Here is a 23,967-nt window from a genome sequence, read left to right as displayed (position 1 = left end):
GCGCTCGCCCAAGGCTGCCCCCTCCCTTACCAAACCTCCTATTTTTTAGCCTTTGTTGTTGCCCGCACCATCGCCCTGCGTAAATCTTTGCTAGTGTTAGTGATAAACATGCCTGTCATATTTTTGTCACACAACTGACATAATCTGGCGCGAGTTTTTACAGCATAATCCTTGCTGACAATTAGCAAATATCACCACCACAAGACCACTACTACAATTTGCTCAACTAGCGCTCAACAGTCCAAGGGATGAGGTACAAGGTGTCTAACGCCTATTTCAACCGCGAATTAAGTCTGCTCGAATTTAACAAACGCGTTTTGCATCAAGCCTACAACCGCAGTTTGCCGCTGCTGGAACGGCTGCGTTTTTTAGGGATTTTTTCTACCAACCTCGATGAGTTTTTTGAAGTGCGCGTCGGCGGGCTGGTTGAAATTCTAGAGCGCAACGCGCCGCCCACCCAAGGGCCAGACGGCCTGACTCAAGTCCAGACGCTGAACGAAATATCGCTGCGCGCCCATGCGCTGGTGGCCGAGCAGTACAGCATTCTCAACACTGAAATTCTGCCCGAGCTGCACGCCCACGGCATTCACATCATGCGCCGCGAAGAGTGGACGCCCGAGCAGATCCACTATCTCAAACAAATATTTTTAACCGATGTACTGCCAGTGCTCAGCCCGATTGGGCTCGACCCAGCGCACCCCTTTCCGCGTATCCTTAACAAGAGTTTGAATTTCATCGTCAAACTCGACGGCAAAGACGCCTTCGGGCGCAATTCCGGCCGCGCGATTGTGCAGGTGCCGCGCTCACTGCCGCACATCATTGAATTGCCGCGCCGGGTAGATGATGACGGACGCTATTTTGTATTTATCTCTTCGATCATCCACTTCTTTATGGCCGAGATTTTTGTCGGCATGACAGTGATCGAAAGTTACCAATTCCGCCTCACGCGCAACTCGGATATTTTCCTCGACGAAGAAGAGACCGACGACCTGCTGCGCGCAGTGCAAGGTGAACTCGCCTATCGCCAATACGGCGATGAAGTGCGTTTGGAATTAACCGATTTTTGCCCGCCGGATTTGGAACAATTTTTATTGCAGCGCTGCGAAATTAAAGAGCGCGATTTGTATCGCATCAGCGGCCCGATCAACCTCAATCGCTACAGCGATTTGTTCGATCTGATCAAAGACCCGCAGTATTACTTCAAACCCTTTGTGCAGGCCATGCCCAAACTGCCCAAGCGCACCAACTCCTATTTTGAAGTGCTGCAAAAACAAGACATTTTGCTCCATCACCCGTTTGATTCATTTCAAGGCGTGGTGGATTTTTTGCGCGAAGCCGCCGCCGATCCGAACGTACTTGCGATCAAACAAACCCTCTACCGCACCGGCACCAACTCGCCGATTGTGGATGCACTGGTCGCCGCTGCCAAAGCCGGTAAAGAAGTCACCGCAATTGTGGAATTGCGTGCGCGTTTTGATGAAGAACAAAACGTCGCACTTGCTGAACGTTTACAGCGTTACGGTATTCACGTGATTTACGGCGTAGTGGGCTTTAAAACCCACGCCAAGATGATTTTAGTCGCGCGCCGCGAAGCAGAAAAATTGCGTTACTACGTGCACCTCGGCACCGGCAACTATCACCCGCGCACCAGTAAACTCTACACCGACTACGGTTTGCTCACATCCGACAAAGAAATCGGCGAAGATGTTTATCGCATCTTTTTGCAATTATCGAGCATGGGCAAAGCTTCCAAAATGGATGCACTTTTGTACGCACCTTTCACCCTGCACAAAGGCATGGTGAAACGCATCCGCACCGAAAAAGAAAATGCCGAAAAAGGTTTACCTGCGCGCATCATTGCCAAAATGAATTCGCTCTACGATGAAGAATTGGTGAATGAACTTTACGCAGCATCCCAAGCGGGCGTGCAAATCGATTTGATCGTGCGCGGCGTGTGCCAATTGCGCCCGGGCGTTCCCGGCATGTCAGAAAATATTCGCGTGCGCTCCATCATCGGCCGCTTCCTCGAACATCACCGCGTATTTTATTTTGAAAACAACGGCAACCCCGAACTCTACTGCTCCAGCGCCGACTGGATGCTACGCAACATGCACCACCGCGTAGAAACCTGCTTCCCGATCAAACACAAAAAAATCCGCGACCGCATGATGGAAGACCTCCATCTCTACCTCACCGACAACACCCACGCATGGCTGCTGCAAGAAAACGGCAACTACCTCCCCACCCATCCCAAATCCGGCGAAGAAGCCATAGACGCGCAAGCGATTTTGTTAGAGCGCTGGTCTGCGCATATGTTGTGATTGTTAATTGTGTATTAAAAAGTCAGTGTAGGGCATTAATGCGCTACACTGATCACTACTCACTAATTACTTTAAGTACAATAGATATTATTAAGCACCCAGCAGAAATACAAAGAATGCTCAAGATAATCTTTCTGAACTGAAGAAATATTTTTAAACGATCACCTTCATAGACAAGTAGAGATTTATCAAACGGGGAAACATCCATCATTAGCGTATTTAGATATTTATTAAATCCCATGCTGTTCTTTTCCGGAGCATCTTTATAGAGACGCCAAGCAAAAATGATATTGGATATCATTCCAATAACGATGGATATAGTTAAAATGCCTGCTATTAATTCATGAATCATTTTCTTATTTCATCCAAATTTTTCATAATCAATTTTTTTGTCCGTATTTTTGGCATTACTGTCCAATTTACTCATAGAATCTTGTCGAATTTTTAATCCTGCTCCAGCTGAGCACGACCGCTCATAAAATCATTTGAAACAACTTCACCATCAAACCAGCCATCTCAAGTTTCGCCAGTGAGAGTAATAATTCGTGTGCGTTCTTGAAGAGCTATATCCACTTGTTTTACTGTGTCCTATGTTGTTAGCCTGCCTGTGTTGGGTTGAATTGATAAGATTAGCTAAAATCTACTTACTATAAAAATAAAATTTCTCGCAACTTAATGAAAGGAAACTAACAATGAACACTACCGTTAAAGGTACTGATGGAAAATTGCGTTGTAGTTGGTGTTCGGCAACTCCTGATTACATTGATTACCATGATAATGAATGGGGCTTTCCGGTTGATGATGATATCCGGCTGTTTGAAAAATTATGCTTGGAAGGTTTTCAATCCGGTTTAAGTTGGCGCACCATTCTTGCCAAGCGCGATAACTTTCGCGCTGCCTTTGCCAGTTTTGATTACAACAAAGTGGCGAAATTTACTGATGCAGATGTTGAACGCTTGCTACAAGATGCAGGCATTGTTCGTCACCGTGGCAAGATTGAAGCTGTTATTAACAATGCCAAAAGAGCACAAGAGCTTGTTAAACAAACAGGTTCGCTCGCCGCCTATTTTTGGAGCTTTGAACCAGATGCAAGCAGGCTTGCAACTCCGCAAACCGCGTCAACTTCTGAAGCTTCCATTGCACTCTCAAAGTCGCTGAAAAAAATAGGCTGGAAATTTGTTGGTCCAACAACTGTTTTCGCATTTATGCAAGCGATGGGACTTATCAATGATCACGCCGATGAATGCCTATTCAGAAAAAAAGCAGCGCAAGCGCGCAAGCAATTTAAGCGCCCGAAACAAATATAACGCACAGAGAAGGGCGAAAAACTTCAATTTGAAATTGTGTCGGACAGTGGCGCAGTTGCAAAGTACGAGTTGGTTGCAGAATAGCGTTTGTTAAGCGATAGCTAAAATTACTTTAATTTCGCAGTCAAAATACCATTTCAAAAGGAACAACTATGGCAATTCAATTTCTTCCCCTTTTGCAAGCAATCGCACCTTACGTAGCGCAAGTAGCAACTGCGGCGATTCCCGCATTTACACGCAAACCAAAACCTACCGAAGATTCCAAGAGCGATCCGGTGGTAACCAAGCAGATTGAGGAGTTGCAAGAGGCGGCAACCAAGAATGCAGAGTCTATTCATCTGCTGGCTGAAAATATCCAACAGGCGATGCTCGGCCTTGAAACCGCCGCTGCCGATGCAAAAAAACAAATCGCGGCCTATAAGACCATGCTGTTTATTTCACTTGGATTTTCCGGTTTATCGACGCTGTTGTGTATTTTTTTATTGGTTAGATGAGGCTACGGCCGTAGGCTCATCAATTCGAAGACAGATGCCTTTTAATTGCGACGGACGCGCAGCGAATTGCCCAGGCTGGCATACCGAGAATTGGTTCATCGATAAAATCATTTCCCGACAAGGCAAACAACTTAACAGGTGAGGGCTTGCCATTGACTAACTCCGCGGAGTTATCAAACACGGCGACACTTGCGCAGTTGGGGATAAGCTGTTCGAGATTTTTAATCGAGCTTTCCCAGCGCTCCCGAATTTTTTCTTCCGCAATATGGTGCCCGCCTTTAGCTACTCTGGCAGCCACACGCTGAATATGAAGTTCAGGCGAGTTTAAACCGCAGTAAAGAATTGATACTTCTACACCAAGATTGATCGCTCTAATTAACTCATTACAAATTGAATTACCACCCAAGGTAGTTTCAAACGCATAATCCAAATTGTTATCGATGGATTTTTTTAACTGTTCATAGCCCAGCGTCCAGGCAAGACTATTTGCTTCATCAAGCGACATTTTTGGATGTGTATCCCGCAACCATTTTGTCGCTTCATCCGGGTTAAAATACACACCGCCATCACTGCGTAAATATTCACCGAGCACGCTGCTTTTTCCCGCGCCATTTACACCGGCTATCGCAAGAATCATTTAGTCTCTGTCCTTCCTGGCTTGTAAGACTCTGCTAATTTATCTGCTGTAACATTTACCATGTTGCGCATCGCTGCCGCAGACTTTTTACTTTGCATTTGCATGAACAAATCATCAAATTCGCGCTGTGCTGATTGGACGGATTTTTTAGTTTGTTCGTCGATTATGGCTTCGTACTTTTCGCGGATTGAAACAAGCTCTTCAAATTTATCTGTGGACAGTACTACGGCTGCTGGTTTGTTTCTCAAGGTGATCCAGTAACCATTGACCCCGGATTCCATTTTTCCTAATAAAGCTTCGATATTGCGGCCAAATTTTGCGCCGCCAACATAGACAAGCCCTGATGAATTGGTTAAATCCGATTGAGCGAGAGCGGGTATGTTTTGTTTACCTGAATCAGGCGTGGCCGCTTTTGAAGCTTTCATGAAGTGCCTCTCTTTGTGCTACATGAATAAACTGAACTTGAGTGAGCTATCAGACCTGAATTAGATACTAGCACAAATGCCACTTTAAAAATAAAGTGGCATTTATATAAAGGTATGCCACTTTCCATCAAATTTCCCACCAGATCGCAAAACTGACAAAAACTTCGCCGATCTGGCGCTTAAAATATCGCCAGTGATGTTTCATTTGTCATACCTATTATATTCTCGCTCGCACCCGCTTCCGGCAACGTACCGGTTCTCTCCAGCAGGCTAACAATCACAATAATTCCAATAAATCAGTTGTAGCTAAACACCAACGGCATTCGGTAAGACCTAAATAAACGCAGTGCCTCTGCACACATGATTAGCAGTATCAACGCTCGCCAATTTGGTGTGCTGCGGCCTGTCTTACGCATCGAATAACGAGATAACCACTATGAACAGATTCTCTTTGCAGCCACGGCTGCGCAAAACCCTATTGGCGTGCCTATGCACCGGACTCGGCCTCGCCAGCATCAATACGTTTGCCGCGCGCCAGGCGGAATACCTCGACCGAGGTGTGGTCGCACTGCCATCCGGCAGCGGTATTCTGATCAGCTGGCGGATGCTGGGCGATGACCCATCCAATATCAGCTTTAACGTTTATCGCAATGGCACCAAGATCACATCATCACCCATTACCAATAGCACCAACTTTCTGGATGCCAGCGGCACTACCAGCGCGGCCTATACCGTGCGTGCTGTGGTGAACGGCACTGAGCTGGCGGCCAACCCCGCTAACGCAACCTGGGCGAACCCTTATTTGACCGTCAACCTCAACCGCCCCGCAGGTGGCACCACCCCCAGCGGCGAGGCTTATACCTACTCGCCCAACGACCTGAGCGTGGGCGATCTGGATGGCGATGGCGAGTATGAAATCGTGGTGAAATGGGACCCGTCCAACGCCAAGGACAACTCCCAATCCGGCTATACCGGCAATGTGTTTATCGATGCCTATGAGATGAACGGCACCCGTTTGTGGCGCATCGATTTGGGCAAAAACATCCGCGCTGGCGCTCACTACACCCAGTTTATGGTCTATGACCTCGACGGTGATGGCAAAGCCGAAGTGGCGATGAAAACGGCACCGGGCACCAAAGACGCCGCCGGCACAGTGCAGGGCGGCAGCAATGCCAATACCGATTACCGCAATTCCGGCGGCTACATTCTAAGTGGCCCGGAATATATGACGGTGTTTAACGGCCAGACGGGTACGATTTTGGCGAGCACCGATTATCTGCCCGCGCGCGACACCGTGAGCAGCTGGGGCGATAGCTACGGCAACCGCGTGGATCGCTTCCTCGCTGGCGTCGCTTACCTTGATGGCACTCGCCCCAGTTTGGTGATGACGCGCGGTTACTACACCCGCGCGGTACTGGTGGCGTGGGATTATCGCAATGGCAGCCTGAGCCGCCGCTGGACCTTTGATAGCAACACTAGCGGCAATGGCGCCGCTGCCGGTCAGGGCGCGCACTCGCTAACCATCGGCGATGTAGATCAGGACGGCAAAGACGAGATCGTCTATGGCGCCGCCACCATCAATGACAACGGCACCTTGTTGTATTCCACCGGATTAGGGCATGGCGATGCGCTGCATCTATCCGACTTCCTGCCCAATCGCCCCGGCCTTGAGGTGTTTATGGTGCATGAGTCGCCCTCCAGTTACGGCAACCACGGCGTAGAAATGCACGATGCTAAAACCGGCCAGATTATCTGGAGTGTTCAGGGCGGCGGCGATATTGGCCGTGGCGTGATTATGGATATTGACCCGCGCACCCCCGGCGCTGAAAGCTGGAGCAGCGTAACCGGAGTCACCTCGGCAACCGGCAGCTCCATCACCACCAACAAACCGGCCTCAGTCAACTTTGCGGCCTGGTGGGACGGCGACCTGCTGCGCGAACAGCTGAACAACACCATGATCGATAAGTGGAATTACAGTTCGAGCAATAGCAGCCGTTTGCTTACCGCCTATAACTACGGCGCGGCGTCCAACAACGGCACCAAAGCGACGCCTGGGCTATCGGCCGACATTCTGGGCGATTGGCGCGAAGAGGTGATCTGGCGCCATGAGAACAACAGTCAGCTGTTGATCTTCTCTACACCGTTAGTGACCACTCACAAACTGCGCACGCTGATGCACGATACCCAATATCGCACCGCTATCGCCTGGCAAAACGTGGGCTACAACCAACCGCCGCACACCAGCTTTTTCCTTGGCGATGGCATGGCGACACCCGCCGCGCCGGATCTGTACTTTGTAGGCACCAACCCCAATGCGACAGCGCCGAGCAGCTCTTCCAGCAGCTCTAGCTCATCGGCTCCGGCAGCGAGCGTGAACCTTGGCGGCACCGCCGGTAACGGGCAGGTTGCGCTTAACTGGACGGTGAACGGGACTATCAACGGGATCGAAATCTATCGCGACACCGATGCTGACCCCGCCGGACGCACACGTATCGCCTCACTCAGCGCCGCCACCCGCAGCTACACCGCCACCGGCCTGACCAACGGCACGCCCTATTGGTTCTGGGTGAAATACACCACCGCCGATGGATCGCTCAACTCCAATGCCTTCAGTGCAACACCGAGTAATGGCACAAGCTCAGTCGCATCGAGCAGTTCATCTTCACGCAGCAGTGCCAGCTCGACGCCAGCCAGCTCTGCTCCCGCAAGTTCAATCGCCAGCAGCTCCTCCAGCACAGCGGCGACTGGCGGCAACTGCAGCTATGTGATCAGCAGTAACTGGGGCTCAGGTTTTACCGGCGCAATCCGCATCACCAACAAAGGCACCAGTACCATCAACAATTGGAATGTGAATTGGACTTACGCGGGCAGCACGCGCATCACCGGCACTTGGAATGCGACCCTCAGCGGCAGCAACCCCTACTCGGCAGCAGGCGCAGGCTGGAACAACAGCATCGCCCCCGGCCAGACGGTGGAGTTCGGTTTCCAAGGCACTCATACCAGCGCCGAAATTCCGGTAGTCACTGGTTCTGTGTGTAACTGATGCGTGTTTGACCAAGGCTGATTTTTAGCCAATAAAAAAGCCGATGGTAGTGAATTTCCATCGGCTTTTTTATATCGATCAGATTGGGTTTATTTTGCAGCTATTTCGCGGCTATTTTGCGCCAAGCCAAGCGCCCGTACTGGTGATCAATAGCCCCGCCACCAGCCATGCATTTAGCTGTTCGCCCAAAATCAGCGAGGCGCTAATACCCGCCACCGCTGGCACCAAGGCCATACAGGCGCCCAAGCGGGTCGGCCCGAGGCGCGTCATGGCGGCCATAAAAAACAGCATGGCAATTACCGCTACCACCACGCCCTGATAAAACGCTTGCAGGATGATGTCTTGCATGGGCGCAAGCATTATCGCCTTGGGCAAAAACAGCAGGTACACCGGCAGGTAGATCAAGGCCGCCAAGAGTGCGCTGCCAATCGCCGTTTCCCATGCGCCCAAACCCGAGCGTTTGGCGAGGATGGTGTAGAGCGCCCAAATCAGCGATGAGGCGATCAAGAGCAGATCGCCGGGCAGGGTGTTATCGCTGCGCGAGAAGATATCCACCCCCAAACAGAGCATGCCCAAGGCAATCACCGGCAGGGCGATACGCAGGCTGCGGCGCAGGGGTTCACGCAAAATCAGCAGCGCCATGAGCGGTACAAAAAACGGCAACAGGCCGGAGATAAGCACTGCGCCGTGGGCGGCAGGTGCGTGTTTAAAGGCGAAATACACAGTTACCGAGTAGGCGATGCCACCACTCAGAGCGAGCGACAGCACCTTGGTATTAAATAACGGCACCCGCTTCCAGAACCACCACGCCGGCAAAAGCACCAAGGCCGCAGCGCCAAAACGCAGGGCGGCTATATCAAATGCATTAAGCACACTGGTGCCGCCAATGCGCGATACCAATACAAAACCAGACCAGATAAGTACCGCACCGGCGGCAAACAGATAACCACTTTTGGGAACAGACTCTTGCATAGCTAACTCGATAACACGACCACTACAACGATAAAAAGCAACGATAAAAACAACGTCATTCACTATCGCCCAATTAGCGGGCATCGGCTATCAATTCTGCGCAATAAAAAAGCCGATGCCCTTTCTATAAACACCAGGGCATCGGCTTTCATAACGGAATAGACGCTATGCGTCAGCGAACAATCAACTCATAACCTATATCGCCCAGATAGCGCTGCTCGGTTTCCAGATCGGCTTGGGTGAGCGGGTGCGTATCTAGCCACTGCGCGGGCAATTCGAGTTTGAGCTTTTTGCCATCAGCTTTAACCATCACAGCAGGCAAACCGTTTTTGATGCGCCCGCGATGGAAGATGACCGCCAGCCGCAGCAGAATCGCCAAGCGCACCAGATCGGTATTATCGAGCGGGAAACTTTTGGCGGGGAAACGTTTGCGATGCGCCAGCACCAGCGCCGACAATTGGGTTTGCTCGACGCGCGAACAGCCCGCCAGATCGACGTTTTGCACTATATAGGCCGAGTGTTTGTGGTAATCGTTGTGGGCGATATCCAGCCCCACCTGATACAAGCGCGCTGCCCAGCCGAGCATTTTGCCCGCATCTTCAGCGGTCAGTTGCCAGCTTTGCGCCACTTGGCTTAACAAACCGAGCGCGGTTTTTTCCACCGCTTTGGCCTTATCCACATTGACATGAAAACGCTCGGCGAGGGCATCCACACTCGCTTGGCGAATATCGTGATTCTCCAAACGGCCTTTCTGATCAAACAGCAAACCCTCGCGCAGCGCCCATTCCGCGGCGACCATACGCTTGAGTTCCAGCCCGTCAAAGAGCGCGGCAAGCACTATCACACCGCCTAGAAATACCGGCTGGCGGTCATCCGACAAACCATCGATTTGCGCATCCAACTTGCCGTGTTTGAGGTAAATGGCGAGGATTTTCTCCAGCGACGCCATAGTGATAGTGCCATCGCTCCAGCCATTGGCCTCACACACTTTGGCGACTGCCTTGATGCTGCCCGAGGCACCCAACACCTGCTGCCAACCCGACTGAATAAATTCGTCTTTCACCGGCTCCAATTCCTGCAAGCAGGCAATCAGCGCCTTGGTCACCAGCTTTTCAGTGACCTTGCCTTCCATAAAAAACTTTTTGGTGATGGCGATACAACCCATGTTGAGGCTCTCTTTGAGTTTGGGCTGCATGCCCTTGCCGATAATCACCTCGGTGCTGCCGCCGCCGATATCCATGACGATGCGGTTTTCGCTGTCGGGCGCTATGTCGTGGGCGACGCCGATATAAATCAGCCGCGCCTCTTCATCGCCGGAAATGATCTCCACCGGATGGCCGAGGCGCTTTTCTGCCTCGATCAAAAATTCGCGCGAATCGCTAATGCTGCGCAGGGTTTTGGTGCCCACTATGCGCACACTGCGCGAGGGATAACCGCGCAAACACTCGCCAAAACGCTCAAGGCAGGCCAGCGCCCGCTCGCGCGCATCGTCGCTCAGGCTGCCATCTTCCTGCAAACCAAAACCCATGCGTACCGGCTCACGCAAACGGTCGAGCAGGGTGAGCTGGCCGTTGTCCCAGCGGGCGACAATCATATGGAAACTGTTGGAGCCGAGGTCAATCGCGGCTATGTGGCTGGTTTGGCGAGTGTTATTAGAAGAGAGATTGAACATGCACAGGGTTCCCAAGCGGTGGCAGGTTTGATTATGCGAGACTTTGCTGATATTTCAATGAAAAACCTGTACCAGCAAAAATCAGGCTGATCTTATTTGCGCGCGCATAAAAAAAGGCAATCACCTTGCGATGATTGCCTTTCGGGCGAACTTAAGATCGGAACAGCGCGCGGATTAGTTAACGGTTTCCGGCTTTTCCGCTTGCGCTTGTGCTGCTTGTTGTTGCGCCGCGCTGATCGCTTGCACAAATACCGCATCAAAATTGATTGGTGCGAGCATTAATGGAGGGAAGCTACCGCGACCGAGAATGCTATCAACCGCTTCACGCGCGTAGGGGAACAGGATTTGCGGACAAGCAGTGTTAATCAGTTGCGTTACCGCAGGGCCTTCAACACCGGAGATCGCAAACAGGCCAGCTTGTTTTACTTCCACCAAAAATACTGCGCGGTCTTCAATGCGTGCAGTGATGGTGAGCAGCAATACCACTTCAAACAGACCTTCTTCAACCTGATTAGCCTGAATGTTCAGATCCTGTTGGATGTTTGGCTTGTACGCCTTGGTGAACGCCTCTGGCCCCATTGGGGTTTCAAAGGAGATATCTTTCAAATAGATACGTTGGATAGCAAAAACGGGGCCTTGTGCGCCTTCTGCCGCTTGTTGGTTATTTTCTTCAGACATAATGAAACTCGACTTTTTGGGATTAAACGAAAAACGCTGGCCGATCAGGGTTGAGCCAGCAATGAATCTAATTTGCCCGCTTTATCCAGCGCCCAGAGATCGGTAAAACCGCCGACATGAGTGTCGCCGATCCAGATCTGCGGAACTGTGCGCTGACCGCTTTTGTCCATCATTACCTGACGCAATTGCGGTTGGCTATCCACGCGGATTTCTTCAATATTCACCACGCCTTTTTGCGCCAGCAATTTCTTGGCGTTAACACAAAAAGGACAAACTGCGGTGGTGTACATCAACACGTGTGCCATACAAAACTCCAAAACTAACGCGATTAGTGATTACTAATTACTTACCTTTAACTAACGGCAAATTCTGTGATTGCCACTCGGCAATGCCGCCGCCCAAACGGCGCACATTAAAGCCTTCTTTGCCGAGGAAACGCCCTACAGCACCGGCGTGTTGGCCGAGTTTATCGACCAGAATGATGGTCTTGTCTTTGTAGCTCGCGACTTCAGTCGATTCTTTGCTGAGCTTGGCGTAGGGGATATTGATCGCACCCACGATATGACCCGCTTTAAATTCCGCACCTTCGCGCACATCCACCAATACCGCATTGCCTTCGTTTACCAATTTGGTCACTTCATGCGGTGATACCGGGCGGCCACTTTTAATTCGATCGCGCCATACGTAGAGGTAAATCAACACAATCAGGGTGGTGACCAGAATCCACTCTTGAGAAACAAATGCAAAAAAATCCACGATACATGCCTTCTAATAGTTTGCGGTAAGGAGGTTTTGACCACCCAGAGGCGCTTGTAAGACAAAAGTGGGGACTGGCACAGGGATTTCAATGCAAGTGATCCAAACTTTTGCGGCCGGGCGATATGGCGGCGGAGTATACACGATTCAGTTTGCACCACTGTCGATTGCACATCTGCCATCAAAAACACCGTGATTTATCAGACCAATAGCCACAATTGCCGGTAGAGCGGGTGGTTTACGCATAGAGTTGCGAGGCTCAACCCGCTAGAATACCCGCCAAGTGTGCGGGCTTTGCCTGCCTTTACCTATCCGGGGTTGCGTACACCGGCGACCACAAGCCGCCATAGTCACCAACCACTTCAAGTTCATCCGACACTGGAAGCGATTTATGAGCGCCAAAAAACCTGTAGTTTTGCTGATCCTCGACGGTTACGGCTATTCGGAAAAAACCAAATACAACGCAATCTACGCCGCCAACACCCCGGTGTATGACAATCTGTGGAAAACCTGCCCCAACACCCTGATCGCCACCTCCGGTATGGATGTAGGCTTACCCGACGGCCAGATGGGTAACTCGGAAGTAGGCCACACCACTATCGGCGCTGGCCGCGTGGTTTACCAAAACTTCACCCGCATCAATAAATCCATCACCGATGGCGATTTCTTTACCAACGCCGAATACGTAAAAGCGATTGATAGCGCCATCGCCAACGACAAATCCGTACACATCCTCGGCCTGCTTTCTGAAGGCGGCGTACACGCGCATCAGGATCATATGTACGCGATGATCAAAATGGCGGTGCAACGTGGAGCCAAAAACGTTTATCTGCACGCCTTCCTCGACGGCCGCGACACTCCACCGCGCAGCGCTGAATCATCGCTGCAACAAGCCGAAGATCTGTTCAAAGAGTTGGGTACTGGCCGCGTTGCTTCTATCATCGGCCGCTACTTTGCTCTCGACCGCGACAACCGCTGGGATCGCGTAAAAGCGGCTTACGAAGTGATGGTGACTGGCGATGCTGAGTTCGATGCACTGACCGCGGTTGATGGTCTGAAAGCCGCTTACGAGCGCGGTGAAAACGACGAGTTCGTAAAAGCCACCGTCATCTGCGGTGAAGACGAAGAAGTAGCCACCATCAACGATGGCGACTCAGTGATCTTTATGAACTTCCGCCCCGACCGCGCGCGTGAAATTACCCGCGCACTGATCGACGAATCCTTTGACGGTTTTGATCGCGGCGAGACTCATCCAAAAATCGCGCACTTTGTGCAAACCACCGAATACGCTTCCAGCATCAAAGCGCCTATCGCCTTCCCGCCGGAAGATTTGAGCAACTCCTTTGGCGAATACATTTCCGGCTTGGGCAAAACCCAATTGCGTATCGCCGAAACTGAAAAGTACGCGCACGTGACCTTCTTCTTTAACGGCGGCAATGAAGTGGTTTATCCGGGTGAAGACCGTATTCTGGTGCCATCGCCACAAGTAGCCACTTACGATTTGAAACCGGAAATGAGCGCGCCGGAAGTGACCGAGAAACTGGTGGAAGCGATTGAATCCGGCAAGTACGACGCGATCATCTGCAACTACGCCAACTGCGATATGGTTGGCCACTCAGGCTTGATGGATGCGGCCATGAAAGCGGTAGAAGCGGTTGATGTATGCCTCGGCAAAGTCTTGGCCGCGGTAGAAAAAGTTGGCGGCGATGCGCTGGTAACAGCGGACCACGGCAACGTGGAAGAAATGTTCGACGAAGAAACCGGCCAGCCACACACCCAGCACTCGACCCTGCCGGTGCCGTTTATTTTTGTCAGCGGCCGCAAGGCGACTATGGCAAACGGCGGTTCATTGGCCGATGTTGCACCCACCATTTTGGCGCTGATGGGCGTACCCCAGCCAGCAGAAATGACCGGCCGCAACCTGATCACACTCGGTTAATGCACCTGACAAAACGGCTGATTTCTGTCAGCCGTTTTGTTTTTATTGAGACAGATAATAAATCCATGCATCGTTTTCCCCTTCTGATCAAAATCCTCACTTTAGGCGCTCTGCTAACGCTGTCGGGCACCTATGTATTGGCCGATGAAAAAGCGGAGATGGCCAAGCTGCAAAAAGAAATCGAAGCGCTGCAAAAAGAGTTGAAAGATGTGCAGGGAACCCGCTCGGATTTGCAAAAAGATTTGGAAAAGTCCGAAAAACAAATCAACGAGTTGCAGAAAAAAGCCAGCGACATCAACAAACAGCTCAATGAACAAAACAAAGAGCTGAACCAATTAAAAAACGAGCGCAGTCAGCTGGAACAAGCGCGCAAAAACCAGCAGGCACAGATCGCAGAGCAGATGCGCGCCGCACACAAACTGGGCGAGCAGAGCGAAGTGAAAGTGCTGCTCAATCAAGAGTCGCCCGACCAACTCTCGCGCATCATGAAATACCACAGCTATTTTATGGAAGCGCATACCGCCAAGATGCAGGCTTACCTGGAAACAATCACCCGCATTGATGCGCTCACGCCTGAAATAGAAAAAAAAACACTTGAATTAGGCATTATGCAGGGCGAATTGGATGCCCAGCGCGCGCAGTTAAAAGACATCCACGGCGAGCGCCAAAAAGCATTGGCCAAGGTGAATAGTGAACTTAAAAATAAAAATCAGGAGCTAAAACAGCTCAATAGAGATCGCCAACAGTTGCAAGCGCTGCTTGAGCGCGTCACCAAACGTGTCGCCACCACCGGTGCCATCAATTCCCCCAGCTATGTTCCCCTGCCTGCCGGTGGCGAAAAGTTCTCGCTGCGCAAAGGCCGTTTGCCTTGGCCAACCCAAGGCAGCATGATCCATCGCTTTGGCAGCGCCCGCATCAGCGGCCAAATGAACTGGAGTGGCGCGTATATTGCTGCACCTATGGGTAACTCGGTGGTTGCAGTGCATCACGGCCGCGTGGTGTTTGCCGACTATTTTGGCGGCCACGGTCTGCTGGTGATTGTCGACCACGGCGAAGGCTATTTGAGCCTCTACGCGCACAACCAAAATCTGCTCAAAAAAGCCGGAGAGCCAGTTAAGGCAGGTGAGACTATAGCCACTGTCGGCAACTCCGGCGGCCAAGCCAGCACCGGTTTGTATTTTGAGATTCGCCACAACGGTAAACCGATTGATCCGGGTGGCTGGTTAGCGCGTGGATAGCGTTTTTTGCTGCGCAAAAGCGCGGCTGCCCGCACTGGCGGAATTATTTTTGTAGACGGCTGTCATTTTTTAACGGTTTGGCTTAGTGTGCGCCCGCTAAGCGACTAGATTTAAAGCCTTGGCAGCAAGTTTCTTGTTATCAATTTCTTCCGTTATTGATTCATCATCTTTGTGGTCGCGCTCATCGGAGACATTATGTTTCGCGCTGTTTGTAGTTTTCGGTTTAACACGCCTGCCGTCACCAAGCTGGTCGCGCCCTGCGCCCTGCTCAGCCTGTTAATTACCCCCGCGCTTGCCGATGACAAAACCACCGCTGCCGATGGCGGTTTATTGCCACTCGAAGAACTGCGCACATTTACCCGCGTTTACGACCATGTACGCAACGGCTATGTCGATGAAATCGACGACGCCCAGCTGCTCGAATACGCCATCAAAGGCATGATTGCCGAGCTGGATCCACACTCCGCCTATCTCGACAAAGAAGCCTTCGCAGACTTGCAAGCCAGCACCTCGGGCGAGTTTGGCGGTGTCGGGCTGGAAGTCAGCATCGACGACGGTTTTGTCAAAGTCGTCACCCCTATTGATGACAGCCCTTCGGCGCGCGCGGGCATTTTGTCGGGCGATGTGGTAATCCGCATCGACGACAAGCCGGTCAAAGGCATGGATTTGAACAAAGCCGTCAATTTGATGCGCGGCCCCAAGAACACCCCGATCAAAATTACCGTGATGCGCGACGGTGTTGATCAGCCCATCGATTTTGAATTGATGCGCGACATCATCAAAGTGCAAAGCGTGCGCACGCGTGTACTGGAAGACGATTATTTCTATATTCGTCTCGCCCAATTCCAACTGGATACAGGCAAAGAAGTCGCCAAAAAACTGCGTACCCAATTGAAGAAAAACCCGAATACCAAGGGTGTAATTCTCGATTTGCGCAACAACCCCGGCGGCGTTTTGCAATCGTCAGTAGAAGTGGTTGATGCCTTCCTCGATGGCGGGCAGGTGGTCTACACCCAAGGCCGTCTCGATAACAGCAATATCGGCTACAACGCCGAAGCGGGCGATATCACCAACAATTTGCCATTGGTAGTGTTGATTAACGATGGCTCGGCCTCGGCGTCAGAAATCGTCGCCGGCGCCCTGCAAGATCACAAACGTGCGGTGATTATGGGCACGCGCAGCTTCGGCAAAGGCTCGGTGCAGTCGGTAATCCCGATCAGCAACGACCGCGCCATCAAACTCACCACCGCGCTCTATTACACCCCCAATGGTCGCTCGATTCAGGCTCAGGGCATTGCGCCTGATGTGGATGTCGAGCGAGTGCAAGTCACCAGCATTCAGGAAGGCGTAAACACCACCGAGGCCGACCTTGCTGGCCATTTGGGCAATAGCAAAGGTGGCAAAGAGAGCACCGGCAAAGAGCGCGCGAGCAAGCGCATCAGCAGCGCCGAGTTGCTGCAAGAAGACAACCAGCTCCACGAGGCGCTAAACCTGCTCAAAGGCCTGCACATTTTCATCCAAAGCTCGCCACTGGCCGGCACACGGGCAGAAACTGCACCTATCGCCGCGGATATTGTCGTCCAACCAGAACTACCCATCGACGCCGGTAGCGAATAAGCCCGCGTGTCTAACCTTGCGCCAGAGCTGATCGCCAATTTCCTCGTTTGTGCCAAGCGTCTCTTGTTTGGCGCTTTGGTACTGATCGTCTCTCTGGTGTTCAGCCCGTCAGTTTTTGCTGCCGGCCGCTTGGCAATCATCATCGATGACATAGGCTACAACCTGTCACTCGGCCGCCGCACCACCGATTTGCAAGGCGATTTCACCCTCGCGGTTTTACCTTTCACACCCCACGGCGTTGAGTTGGCTGAGCGCGCCCATCAGCGCGGCAAAGAGATAATGCTCCACGCGCCCATGAGCAACCGCCACAACTATCCTCTCGGCCGCGGAGGTTTGGTAAGCGGCATGCAGCAGGCCGAGTTTCTTGCGGTATTGCGCCAGAATCTGGCCAATATTCCCCACATCAAAGGCGTCAATAACCACATGGGCAGCGCGCTCACCGAACAGGCCGAGCCAATGCGCTGGCTGATGGCAGAGTTGCAGCAGCGTCAGCTGTATTTTGTCGATAGCCGCACCAGCGCCCAAACCCAGGCGCTTAACATGGCCGAGACGATCCGACTGCCCAGCCGCAAACGCGATGTATTTCTTGACGACGAACGCACACGCAGCAATATCCAATATCAGCTAAAACGCGCGCTCAAATTGGCACAAGAGAATGGCTCTGCCATCGCCATCGGCCACCCCTATCCAGAAACCCTCACCGAACTTGAGCAGTTGCAGCCGCTGTTGGCGCAATACCAAATCCAGCTGGTGAAAGCATCGCAACTTATGCCCGCCAGCCACATCCACCACTCAATCCAGAAGCAACAATCAGGGTTCTGCATGGCTCCGCCCATCAGTCTTTGGCCAGAGGTTTGGGCACCCGTTGACCCTTTTGCAATAGATTTCATCTATATCCCTGGAGATTTGGCGCATAAATTTTAAACACGCCCATCTCTGGTTATAAAAAAATCATAATAAAAGACCAACTAAATCTAGCGGGCATTTTGCTTTGATGACTATAATCAGCGAGAGTAATTTTTGATCAACGCTGAAGGACTCGATTTCAGGACACTAGCAAAGGGGAGATTTATATGGCTACATCAAATAGAGCAGGCGAACAAGGTTCAGTGCCAGCGCGCCACGGACGATATCTGCAAAAAGACGGTTACTGGTACTACGCCACCCGCGAAGGTGTGGATATAGGCCCATTTGACAGCCGCGAAGATGCCGAAACCGGCGTTGGCGAATTTGTCGATTTTATTCAAGCCTCTGAACCCAAGGCATCAGATGTGCTAAAACAGTATCGCGCGGCTTAAACGGTGTTTAAGCCGCGCAGCAAAAAGGGCGCTCACTGAGCGCCCTTTTTTTGTCTGGAATTTGCTCTTTTACAGCCGAACCTCAATACCCTGAGCACGCATAAACTCTTTCGCTTGGGGGACCGTGTATTCGCGGAAGTGGAAAATACTCGCGGCAAGAACCGCATCGGCGCGCCCCTCGGTTACGCCGTCACACAAATGCTGCAAATTGCCCACACCGCCAGAGGCGATAACGGGAATTGGCACTGCATCGCTGATCGCGCGGGTTACTGCCAAGTCATAGCCTTTTTTAGTGCCATCGCCATCCATACTGGTGAGCAGGATTTCGCCGGCGCCAAACTCTGCCATCTTAATCGCCCACTCCACCGCATTAATACCTGTTGGTTTGCGCCCGCCGTGAGTGAAAATCTCCCAGCGCGGCTCTTCGTCTTCACCGCTCACTTTCTTCGCATCAATCGCCACCACAATACATTGCGCGCCGAAACGGTCAGAGGCCACTTTTACAAACTCCGGGTTGTAAATAGCCGCCGAGTTAATACCCACCTTATCCGCACCGGCATTCAACATGGTGCGAATGTCTTCCACCGTGCGAATACCACCGCCGACAGTCAGCGGGATAAACACTTCGCTGGCGATCTTCTCCACCGTGTGTACAGTGGTGTCGCGGCCTTCGTGAGTCGCAGTGATATCGAGGAAGGTGATCTCATCCGCGCCATCGTCGTTGTAACGCTTGGCGATCTCGACCGGATCACCCGCATCGCGGATACCGACGAAATTGACGCCTTTGACCACACGGCCGTTATCGACATCAAGACAGGGAATAATGCGTTTTGCGAGTGCCATAAAAATTCAAACCGATGATAAAACAGGCGCGCATTTTAGCCTGTATGGCAACCAAGTGACAGCTACAGCAACTTCAATCAGATTTACTTATATTCAATTTGAAAATTATAAAAGGATTTACTTTCATAACTATTTATGTCGATTTTTTTACAATTCACACCAACAATAGAACCTAATCACCTGATTTAAAAGAGAAAATTTATTGGCGCATAAGTTGCTGAACAGGCGCGGGGTTTCCATGACGGAAATTCTCCTAATCTCTTATCCTAAAGGAAAATACATGAAAGCAATTACCTCGCTTGTCGCTGCTGCACTGCTCTCAGTTGCCAGCTATGCCAACGCCGGCCTGTTTCACTTCACCGGCGAGATCGAAAACCACAACGATGTTATCTACACCTACTTCACCGTAGAAAACGATGCCACTAACGTGCGCGTTTGGACTGACTCATTCCAAAACGGCATTAATTTCGATCCTATCACTGCACTGTGGAAAGCTGACGGCACTCGCATCGATCAAAACGATGACAACGCCAGCATCAACCCATTGACTCAAACCATCTACGATTCAGGCTTTTTGGTTCCCTTCCTTGCCGCCGGTGATTACATTTTTACTGTTGCCACCTATAACAACTGGTCAATCAGCACCCAGTTAGCCGATGGTTTTACCTTTGACAACCAGGCACCTATTGCCCTGAGCCAATGGAACCAACCGGCCAACAGCACCAACATGGGACCTCACTGGAGCCTGTGGCTGGATGGTGTTGATAGAGCAAGCAATCCGACTGCTGTACCTGAGCCAACATTGCTGGTACTACTGGGATTGGGTCTGCTCGCACTCGGCTTTAAAAGAGCGCGCCAAGCCTAAGTACTATACCTAAGAAAAAGCCCCGGTATGTTGTGCATACCGGGGCTTTTTTGTGGCACTTAAAGGCGCATTAGTTAGCGTCGCAATAGGCTTGCGCTTCCGCCATGGTCAGCGTGCCTTCATAAATTGCGCGGCCGGTGATGGCTCCGCAAATACCTTTATGAGCTTCCGCTTTCAGCGCGCGAATGTCATCCATATTGGTCACACCGCCGGAGGCGATCACTGGAATGCTTGATGCCTGCGCCATAGCCACAGTCGCCTGCACGTTTACGCCTTGCATCATGCCGTCGCGCGCGATATCGGTGTAGACAATACTGCTTACGCCATCTTGCTCAAAGCGCTTGGCCAGTTCAGACGCCTGGATATTGGACACTTCTGCCCAACCATCGGTAGCAACCCAACCGTCTTTGGCATCAAGGCCAACAATGATATGGCCGGGGAACTGTTTGCACATATCGGTCACGAATTGCGGCTCTTTTACCGCTTTGGTACCGATAATCACGTACTGCACACCCGCGTTCAGGTAATACTCGATGGTTTCCGCGCTGCGAATGCCACCGCCGATTTGAATCGGCAGATTTGGATAGGCTTTGGCGATAGCAGTTACTACCCCACCATTGACCGGCTTGCCTTCAAAGGCGCCGTTCAAGTCCACCAAGTGCAAACGGCGGCAGCCCTGTTGCACCCATTGTGCTGCCATCGCGACGGGATCGTCGGAGAATACAGTGGAATCGTCCATCAAACCCTGGCGCAAACGCACGCATTGGCCATCTTTTAAATCAATTGCGGGGATAATTAACATGTAAAAATCTCATTCTTTCAGATTATGTAGGTTGGGCAGCCATGCCCAACAAAGGTGGCGAAAAGACAATGTTGGGCATGGCTGCCCAACCTACGCTTTTCCATCCCAATGTAAAAAATTCTTTAACAGCTGCAAGCCAACGGTGTGGCTCTTTTCCGGGTGGAACTGGGCGACGAACAAATTGCCCCGCGTCAGCGCCGCGTGAAATTGGAAGCCGTAGTCACAAGTACCGGCGATCAAGCTAGCATCTTCGGCAATCACGCAGTAACTGTGTACAAAGTAGAAGCGACTGTCTTGCGCAATATCGGCCCAGAGCGGGTGATCATTGTGATGGACCTGATTCCAGCCCATGTGCGGCACTTTTAAATGTGCACCTGTGCTGTCAGTGTGATTTTCACCGAAGAAGCGCACTTTTCCCGGCAAGATGCCAATGCAATCGACGCCGCCATTTTCTTCGCTGAAATCCATTAATGCCTGCATACCAACACAAATCCCCAAAACCGGTTTACCGGTGGCGATTTGCTCGCGCAGCAGTTGGTCAAAGCCGAGGCGTTTGATTTCCGCCATACAGTCGCGGATTGCACCCACACCGGGGAAGACCACGCGATCTGCCGCTGCAACGACCGCAGGATCAGAGGTCACAACAACATTTTGTTCCGGCGCCACATGTTCCAGCGCACTTTTGACTGAGTGTAAATTGCCCATGCCGTAGTCGATTACAGCAACGGTTTGTTTCCCATTCGCCTGTTTATTTACCGCGTCTGTCATCGCTTACAAAGTTCCTTTAGTGGAAGGAGTGATGCCTTCCATACGCGGATCTTTTTCCAGCGCCATACGCAGCGCGCGACCAAAAGCTTTAAATACGGTTTCGATCTGGTGGTGCGCGTTGTGGCCACGCAGGTTATCAACATGCAGGGTTACGCCCGCGTGATTCACAAAGCCCTGGAAGAACTCCCAAAACAATTCCACATCAAACTGGCCGACGCGTTTTTGGGTGAAGGGAATATCCATTACCAGACCGGGGCGGCCGGAGAAGTCGATCACTACGCGCGACAGGGCTTCATCGAGGGGCACATAGGCGTGGCCATAGCGGCGAATGCCTTTTTTATCGCCCACTGCTTTGGCGATGGCCTGGCCGATGGTGATACCTATGTCTTCCACCGAGTGGTGGTCGTCGATATGGGTGTCGCCGTCGCAGGTCACGTCCAGATCGATCATGCCGTGGCGGGCGATCTGGTCCATCATGTGTTCAAGAAAAGGGACACCAGTGTTGAACACGCCTTTACCGGCGCCATCCAGATTCAGGCTGACGCTGATTTTGGTCTCAAGAGTATTACGAGTGACCTGTGCAATGCGGTCTGACATAACTAAGTCTCGCAGGAACGAAAGATGCGCGAATTATATAGACTCGGGGCGCCAAATTCACGGAAAGCTGCGCTATCAGGCTGATTGTTAAGTTGGCATACAGATTTATCCACTCAAAATCGCTGCAAAACCCTTCTCCATCGCCAACCCTTATGGATTTCTACTATGGCCAAGACCCTGTTTACCCGCTGCCTGCTGAGCGCTTGCTTACTTGCCTCTGCCAGTGCTTTTGCCAGTTCCAGCAATAACCCTAACAATCAGGAATACACCGGTTGGAGCTGGTCAGGCCATGTGGATCACGTGACCTTTGATCAGGAAACCGCAGCCGAGCAGGGCATCAAAGAAAGCGCTACTGCCGTCGGCGGTGCTGCTGAGTACTATTCAAGCGCAACAGAAAATACTCTGTCGCTAGGCATCAACTTTTTGTTTTATCGCGACAACGCTGCTTTTGCGCAATATATTGAGGACTACTGGGGCGATATCGACTACTCCGAATCCGACGCCAATGCCTTTATGGTGTTTGCCGAGTACGGCCCCAAGTATCGTTTTGGTCAGGACAACATGACCTTTGTGACTGTGCGCGGCGGGGTGAGCGGCATGCTTTACTCCGAGCGCGCGATTAGCGGCTGCCGCAATTGCTACTCGGAAGATATAGACATAGATGGCGGCCTTTACGGCGTGTTGGGCATTGGCCAAACCCTCGGCAGCCTCGATCTGAGCCTGCAGTTTCAGCAGTATTTCACCGGAGATATCGACAATAGTGTGCGTTTGAAGCTGTCTGGTGCCTTCTGATTTTTATTCCTACTTAACCCATCCTGATGGCACAGAAAATGCCATCAGGCCGATTTCATCGCTCATCCGTTTTTTTATAAAAAGTCGTTATTAGGCGTCGCTTGCGTTTGTGAGGTCATGGATTACCTTTAAATCGCACCCGATTGAATTCAGCAGCATCAGCAGGATTGCCATGTGATTACCTATAACTACTATCCGAGAAATAGATTGACCGATCCCCTAAACCCCATTCGCCAGCTGATCCGGCAGGCGCAGGAGCAGGACGCTGCCACCAACAAGCTGCTGGAGTTTGTGGAGTGCCGCAAGCAGCGTTTGCACGCCGCCATCAAGCTGCCGGAACAACAAGCTGCCACGCAACTGGCCGACTTTGTGGTGCGCTACATCAAACACGTGCCGGATTTTATCGACGCCATTCGCAGCATGGCGCAGGAGGCGGGCATTGCCAGTGAAGTGGAGCCGCTACTGAAAATTGCGAGCGATTATTTTATGTCGCCGCCGTCGATTGTCGGCCCGCACAGCCAGCTGGAGGCGCTGCTCGATGAAGCCTATCTCGCCCATCGCCTGCTGGAAGAAGTGAATGATCGATTTATGGCGATGAGCGGCATTCCGCTTGCGCCTATGGATATGACCGTCGCCAATGTGATCGCCCATGAGTTGATTGGCGAACCTTTCGCCAATGAGCTGGATCAGGCAGTGCTGTTTTCTGCGGAGTTGCTGCTCAACGAGCATCAGTTTGATGGCGCCAACTTTACCGATTACGTCAACGCCCATCGCGACAACGGCTGGACCGAGGAGCTGGAGCGCTGGCCCTGCCTGACGGATGATTTATCGATCAGCGTCGATTTCGACCCCAACCACACCACCCGTCATTGATGGCCGCTATTGATCACAACTATTGATCGC

General features: G+C 51.7%; 24 protein-coding genes. 12 read left to right on the top strand and 12 right to left on the bottom strand.

All coding sequences use genetic code 11. The annotated features are described in order from the left end of the window. Positions 1-260: 260 nt before the first annotated feature. Positions 261-2,321 (top strand): polyphosphate kinase 1, encoded by a 2,061-nt coding sequence (ppk1, locus tag SPL68_RS03390; RefSeq protein WP_323813658.1) that lies wholly within the window; start codon positions 261-263, stop codon positions 2,319-2,321. A gap of 55 nt (positions 2,322-2,376) precedes the next feature. Here ppk1 and SPL68_RS03385 read toward each other — a convergent pair whose 3' ends face one another. Beyond that, positions 2,377-2,673, bottom strand: coding sequence for a hypothetical protein (locus tag SPL68_RS03385; RefSeq protein WP_323813657.1), 297 nt, complete (start codon positions 2,671-2,673; stop codon positions 2,377-2,379). A gap of 340 nt (positions 2,674-3,013) precedes the next feature. Here SPL68_RS03385 and SPL68_RS03380 point away from each other — a divergent pair, with 340 nt between their 5' ends. Together SPL68_RS03380 and SPL68_RS03375 are read left to right on the top strand one after the other, a co-directional pair. Further along, positions 3,014-3,628, top strand: a complete 615-nt coding sequence (locus SPL68_RS03380; protein WP_323813656.1) for a DNA-3-methyladenine glycosylase I — start codon at positions 3,014-3,016, stop codon at positions 3,626-3,628. A gap of 152 nt (positions 3,629-3,780) precedes the next feature. Further along, on the top strand, positions 3,781-4,122 hold the full coding sequence (locus SPL68_RS03375; RefSeq protein ID WP_323813655.1) for a hypothetical protein: 342 nt from the start codon (positions 3,781-3,783) through the stop codon (positions 4,120-4,122). A gap of 19 nt (positions 4,123-4,141) precedes the next feature. Here the strand turns inward: SPL68_RS03375 and SPL68_RS03370 are convergent, their stop codons facing one another. After that, a complete protein-coding gene (locus tag SPL68_RS03370; RefSeq protein WP_323813654.1) occupies positions 4,142-4,759 on the bottom strand; it encodes an AAA family ATPase in 618 nt (205 codons plus the stop codon). After that, positions 4,756-5,184: a hypothetical protein gene (locus SPL68_RS03365; RefSeq protein WP_323813653.1), complete on the bottom strand. Its 429-nt coding sequence runs from the start codon at positions 5,182-5,184 to the stop codon at positions 4,756-4,758. The genes SPL68_RS03370 and SPL68_RS03365 overlap by 4 nt, the downstream gene beginning before the upstream one ends. Positions 5,185-5,620: 436 nt before the next feature. Between SPL68_RS03365 and SPL68_RS03360 the strand changes: the two genes are divergently transcribed. After that, positions 5,621-8,227 (top strand): rhamnogalacturonan lyase family protein, encoded by a 2,607-nt coding sequence (locus tag SPL68_RS03360; protein WP_323813652.1) that lies wholly within the window; start codon positions 5,621-5,623, stop codon positions 8,225-8,227. A gap of 111 nt (positions 8,228-8,338) precedes the next feature. Here SPL68_RS03360 and SPL68_RS03355 read toward each other — a convergent pair whose 3' ends face one another. The 5 genes from SPL68_RS03355 to SPL68_RS03335 form a co-directional block, all read right to left on the bottom strand. Then, positions 8,339-9,283: a DMT family transporter gene (locus SPL68_RS03355; RefSeq protein WP_323813651.1), complete on the bottom strand. Its 945-nt coding sequence runs from the start codon at positions 9,281-9,283 to the stop codon at positions 8,339-8,341. Between the two features lie 88 nt (positions 9,284-9,371). Next, the gene (locus tag SPL68_RS03350; protein WP_323813650.1) at positions 9,372-10,871 is read right to left on the bottom strand and encodes a Ppx/GppA phosphatase family protein; all 1,500 of its coding nucleotides are present in this window, start codon (positions 10,869-10,871) and stop codon (positions 9,372-9,374) included. 174 nt (positions 10,872-11,045) lie between these two features. Beyond that, the gene (gene secB, locus SPL68_RS03345; RefSeq protein WP_323813649.1) at positions 11,046-11,549 is read right to left on the bottom strand and encodes a protein-export chaperone SecB; all 504 of its coding nucleotides are present in this window, start codon (positions 11,547-11,549) and stop codon (positions 11,046-11,048) included. A 44-nt stretch (positions 11,550-11,593) separates the two neighbouring features. Further along, positions 11,594-11,854: a glutaredoxin 3 gene (gene grxC / locus SPL68_RS03340; protein WP_323813648.1), complete on the bottom strand. Its 261-nt coding sequence runs from the start codon at positions 11,852-11,854 to the stop codon at positions 11,594-11,596. Positions 11,855-11,891: 37 nt separating this feature from the next. Beyond that, positions 11,892-12,305, bottom strand: a complete 414-nt coding sequence (locus SPL68_RS03335) for a rhodanese-like domain-containing protein (RefSeq protein WP_323813647.1) — start codon at positions 12,303-12,305, stop codon at positions 11,892-11,894. A gap of 391 nt (positions 12,306-12,696) precedes the next feature. On the opposite strand from SPL68_RS03335, the gene gpmI reads away from it, so the two are divergent. The 5 genes from gpmI to SPL68_RS03310 all read left to right on the top strand — a co-directional run bounded on the left by gpmI (position 12,697) and on the right by SPL68_RS03310 (position 18,397). After that, the gene (gpmI, locus tag SPL68_RS03330) at positions 12,697-14,244 is read left to right on the top strand and encodes a 2,3-bisphosphoglycerate-independent phosphoglycerate mutase (protein WP_323813646.1); all 1,548 of its coding nucleotides are present in this window, start codon (positions 12,697-12,699) and stop codon (positions 14,242-14,244) included. Positions 14,245-14,309: 65 nt separating this feature from the next. After that, positions 14,310-15,482, top strand: coding sequence for a murein hydrolase activator EnvC family protein (locus SPL68_RS03325; protein ID WP_323813645.1), 1,173 nt, complete (start codon positions 14,310-14,312; stop codon positions 15,480-15,482). A gap of 195 nt (positions 15,483-15,677) precedes the next feature. After that, a complete protein-coding gene (locus tag SPL68_RS03320) occupies positions 15,678-17,099 on the top strand; it encodes a S41 family peptidase (protein ID WP_323813644.1) in 1,422 nt (473 codons plus the stop codon). Between the two features lie 6 nt (positions 17,100-17,105). Next, positions 17,106-18,023 carry a divergent polysaccharide deacetylase family protein gene (locus SPL68_RS03315; protein ID WP_323813643.1) on the top strand — a complete coding sequence of 306 codons (918 nt, stop codon included), beginning with the start codon at positions 17,106-17,108 and terminating at the stop codon, positions 18,021-18,023. Positions 18,024-18,172: 149 nt separating this feature from the next. Further along, positions 18,173-18,397 (top strand): DUF6316 family protein, encoded by a 225-nt coding sequence (locus SPL68_RS03310; protein WP_323813642.1) that lies wholly within the window; start codon positions 18,173-18,175, stop codon positions 18,395-18,397. 69 nt (positions 18,398-18,466) lie between these two features. Here the strand turns inward: SPL68_RS03310 and hisF are convergent, their stop codons facing one another. Beyond that, complete coding sequence (gene hisF, locus SPL68_RS03305) at positions 18,467-19,240, bottom strand: imidazole glycerol phosphate synthase subunit HisF (RefSeq protein WP_323813641.1); 774 nt, start codon at positions 19,238-19,240, stop codon at positions 18,467-18,469. A 280-nt stretch (positions 19,241-19,520) separates the two neighbouring features. On the opposite strand from hisF, the gene SPL68_RS03300 reads away from it, so the two are divergent. Then, the gene (locus SPL68_RS03300) at positions 19,521-20,105 is read left to right on the top strand and encodes a DVUA0089 family protein (RefSeq protein WP_323813640.1); all 585 of its coding nucleotides are present in this window, start codon (positions 19,521-19,523) and stop codon (positions 20,103-20,105) included. 70 nt (positions 20,106-20,175) lie between these two features. On the opposite strand, the gene hisA is transcribed toward SPL68_RS03300, so the two are convergent. From hisA to hisB, 3 genes are all read right to left on the bottom strand, one after another. After that, positions 20,176-20,907 (bottom strand): 1-(5-phosphoribosyl)-5-[(5-phosphoribosylamino)methylideneamino]imidazole-4-carboxamide isomerase, encoded by a 732-nt coding sequence (gene hisA / locus SPL68_RS03295; RefSeq protein ID WP_323813639.1) that lies wholly within the window; start codon positions 20,905-20,907, stop codon positions 20,176-20,178. Between the two features lie 90 nt (positions 20,908-20,997). Further along, positions 20,998-21,675, bottom strand: a complete 678-nt coding sequence (gene hisH, locus SPL68_RS03290) for an imidazole glycerol phosphate synthase subunit HisH (protein ID WP_323813638.1) — start codon at positions 21,673-21,675, stop codon at positions 20,998-21,000. Positions 21,676-21,678: 3 nt separating this feature from the next. Beyond that, complete coding sequence (hisB, locus tag SPL68_RS03285) at positions 21,679-22,272, bottom strand: imidazoleglycerol-phosphate dehydratase HisB (RefSeq protein WP_323813637.1); 594 nt, start codon at positions 22,270-22,272, stop codon at positions 21,679-21,681. Positions 22,273-22,437: 165 nt separating this feature from the next. On the opposite strand from hisB, the gene SPL68_RS03280 reads away from it, so the two are divergent. After that, positions 22,438-23,064 carry a hypothetical protein gene (locus tag SPL68_RS03280; protein WP_323813636.1) on the top strand — a complete coding sequence of 209 codons (627 nt, stop codon included), beginning with the start codon at positions 22,438-22,440 and terminating at the stop codon, positions 23,062-23,064. Positions 23,065-23,271: 207 nt separating this feature from the next. Next, positions 23,272-23,937: a hypothetical protein gene (locus tag SPL68_RS03275; RefSeq protein ID WP_323813635.1), complete on the top strand. Its 666-nt coding sequence runs from the start codon at positions 23,272-23,274 to the stop codon at positions 23,935-23,937. Positions 23,938-23,967 lie beyond the last annotated feature (30 nt).

Source organism: Cellvibrio chitinivorans, assembly GCF_035117775.1.
Lineage (GTDB): Bacteria > Pseudomonadota > Gammaproteobacteria > Pseudomonadales > Cellvibrionaceae > Cellvibrio > Cellvibrio chitinivorans.
The sequence above is the reverse complement of the archived record's forward strand: the minus strand, read 5'-3'. Positions and strand labels throughout refer to the sequence as shown.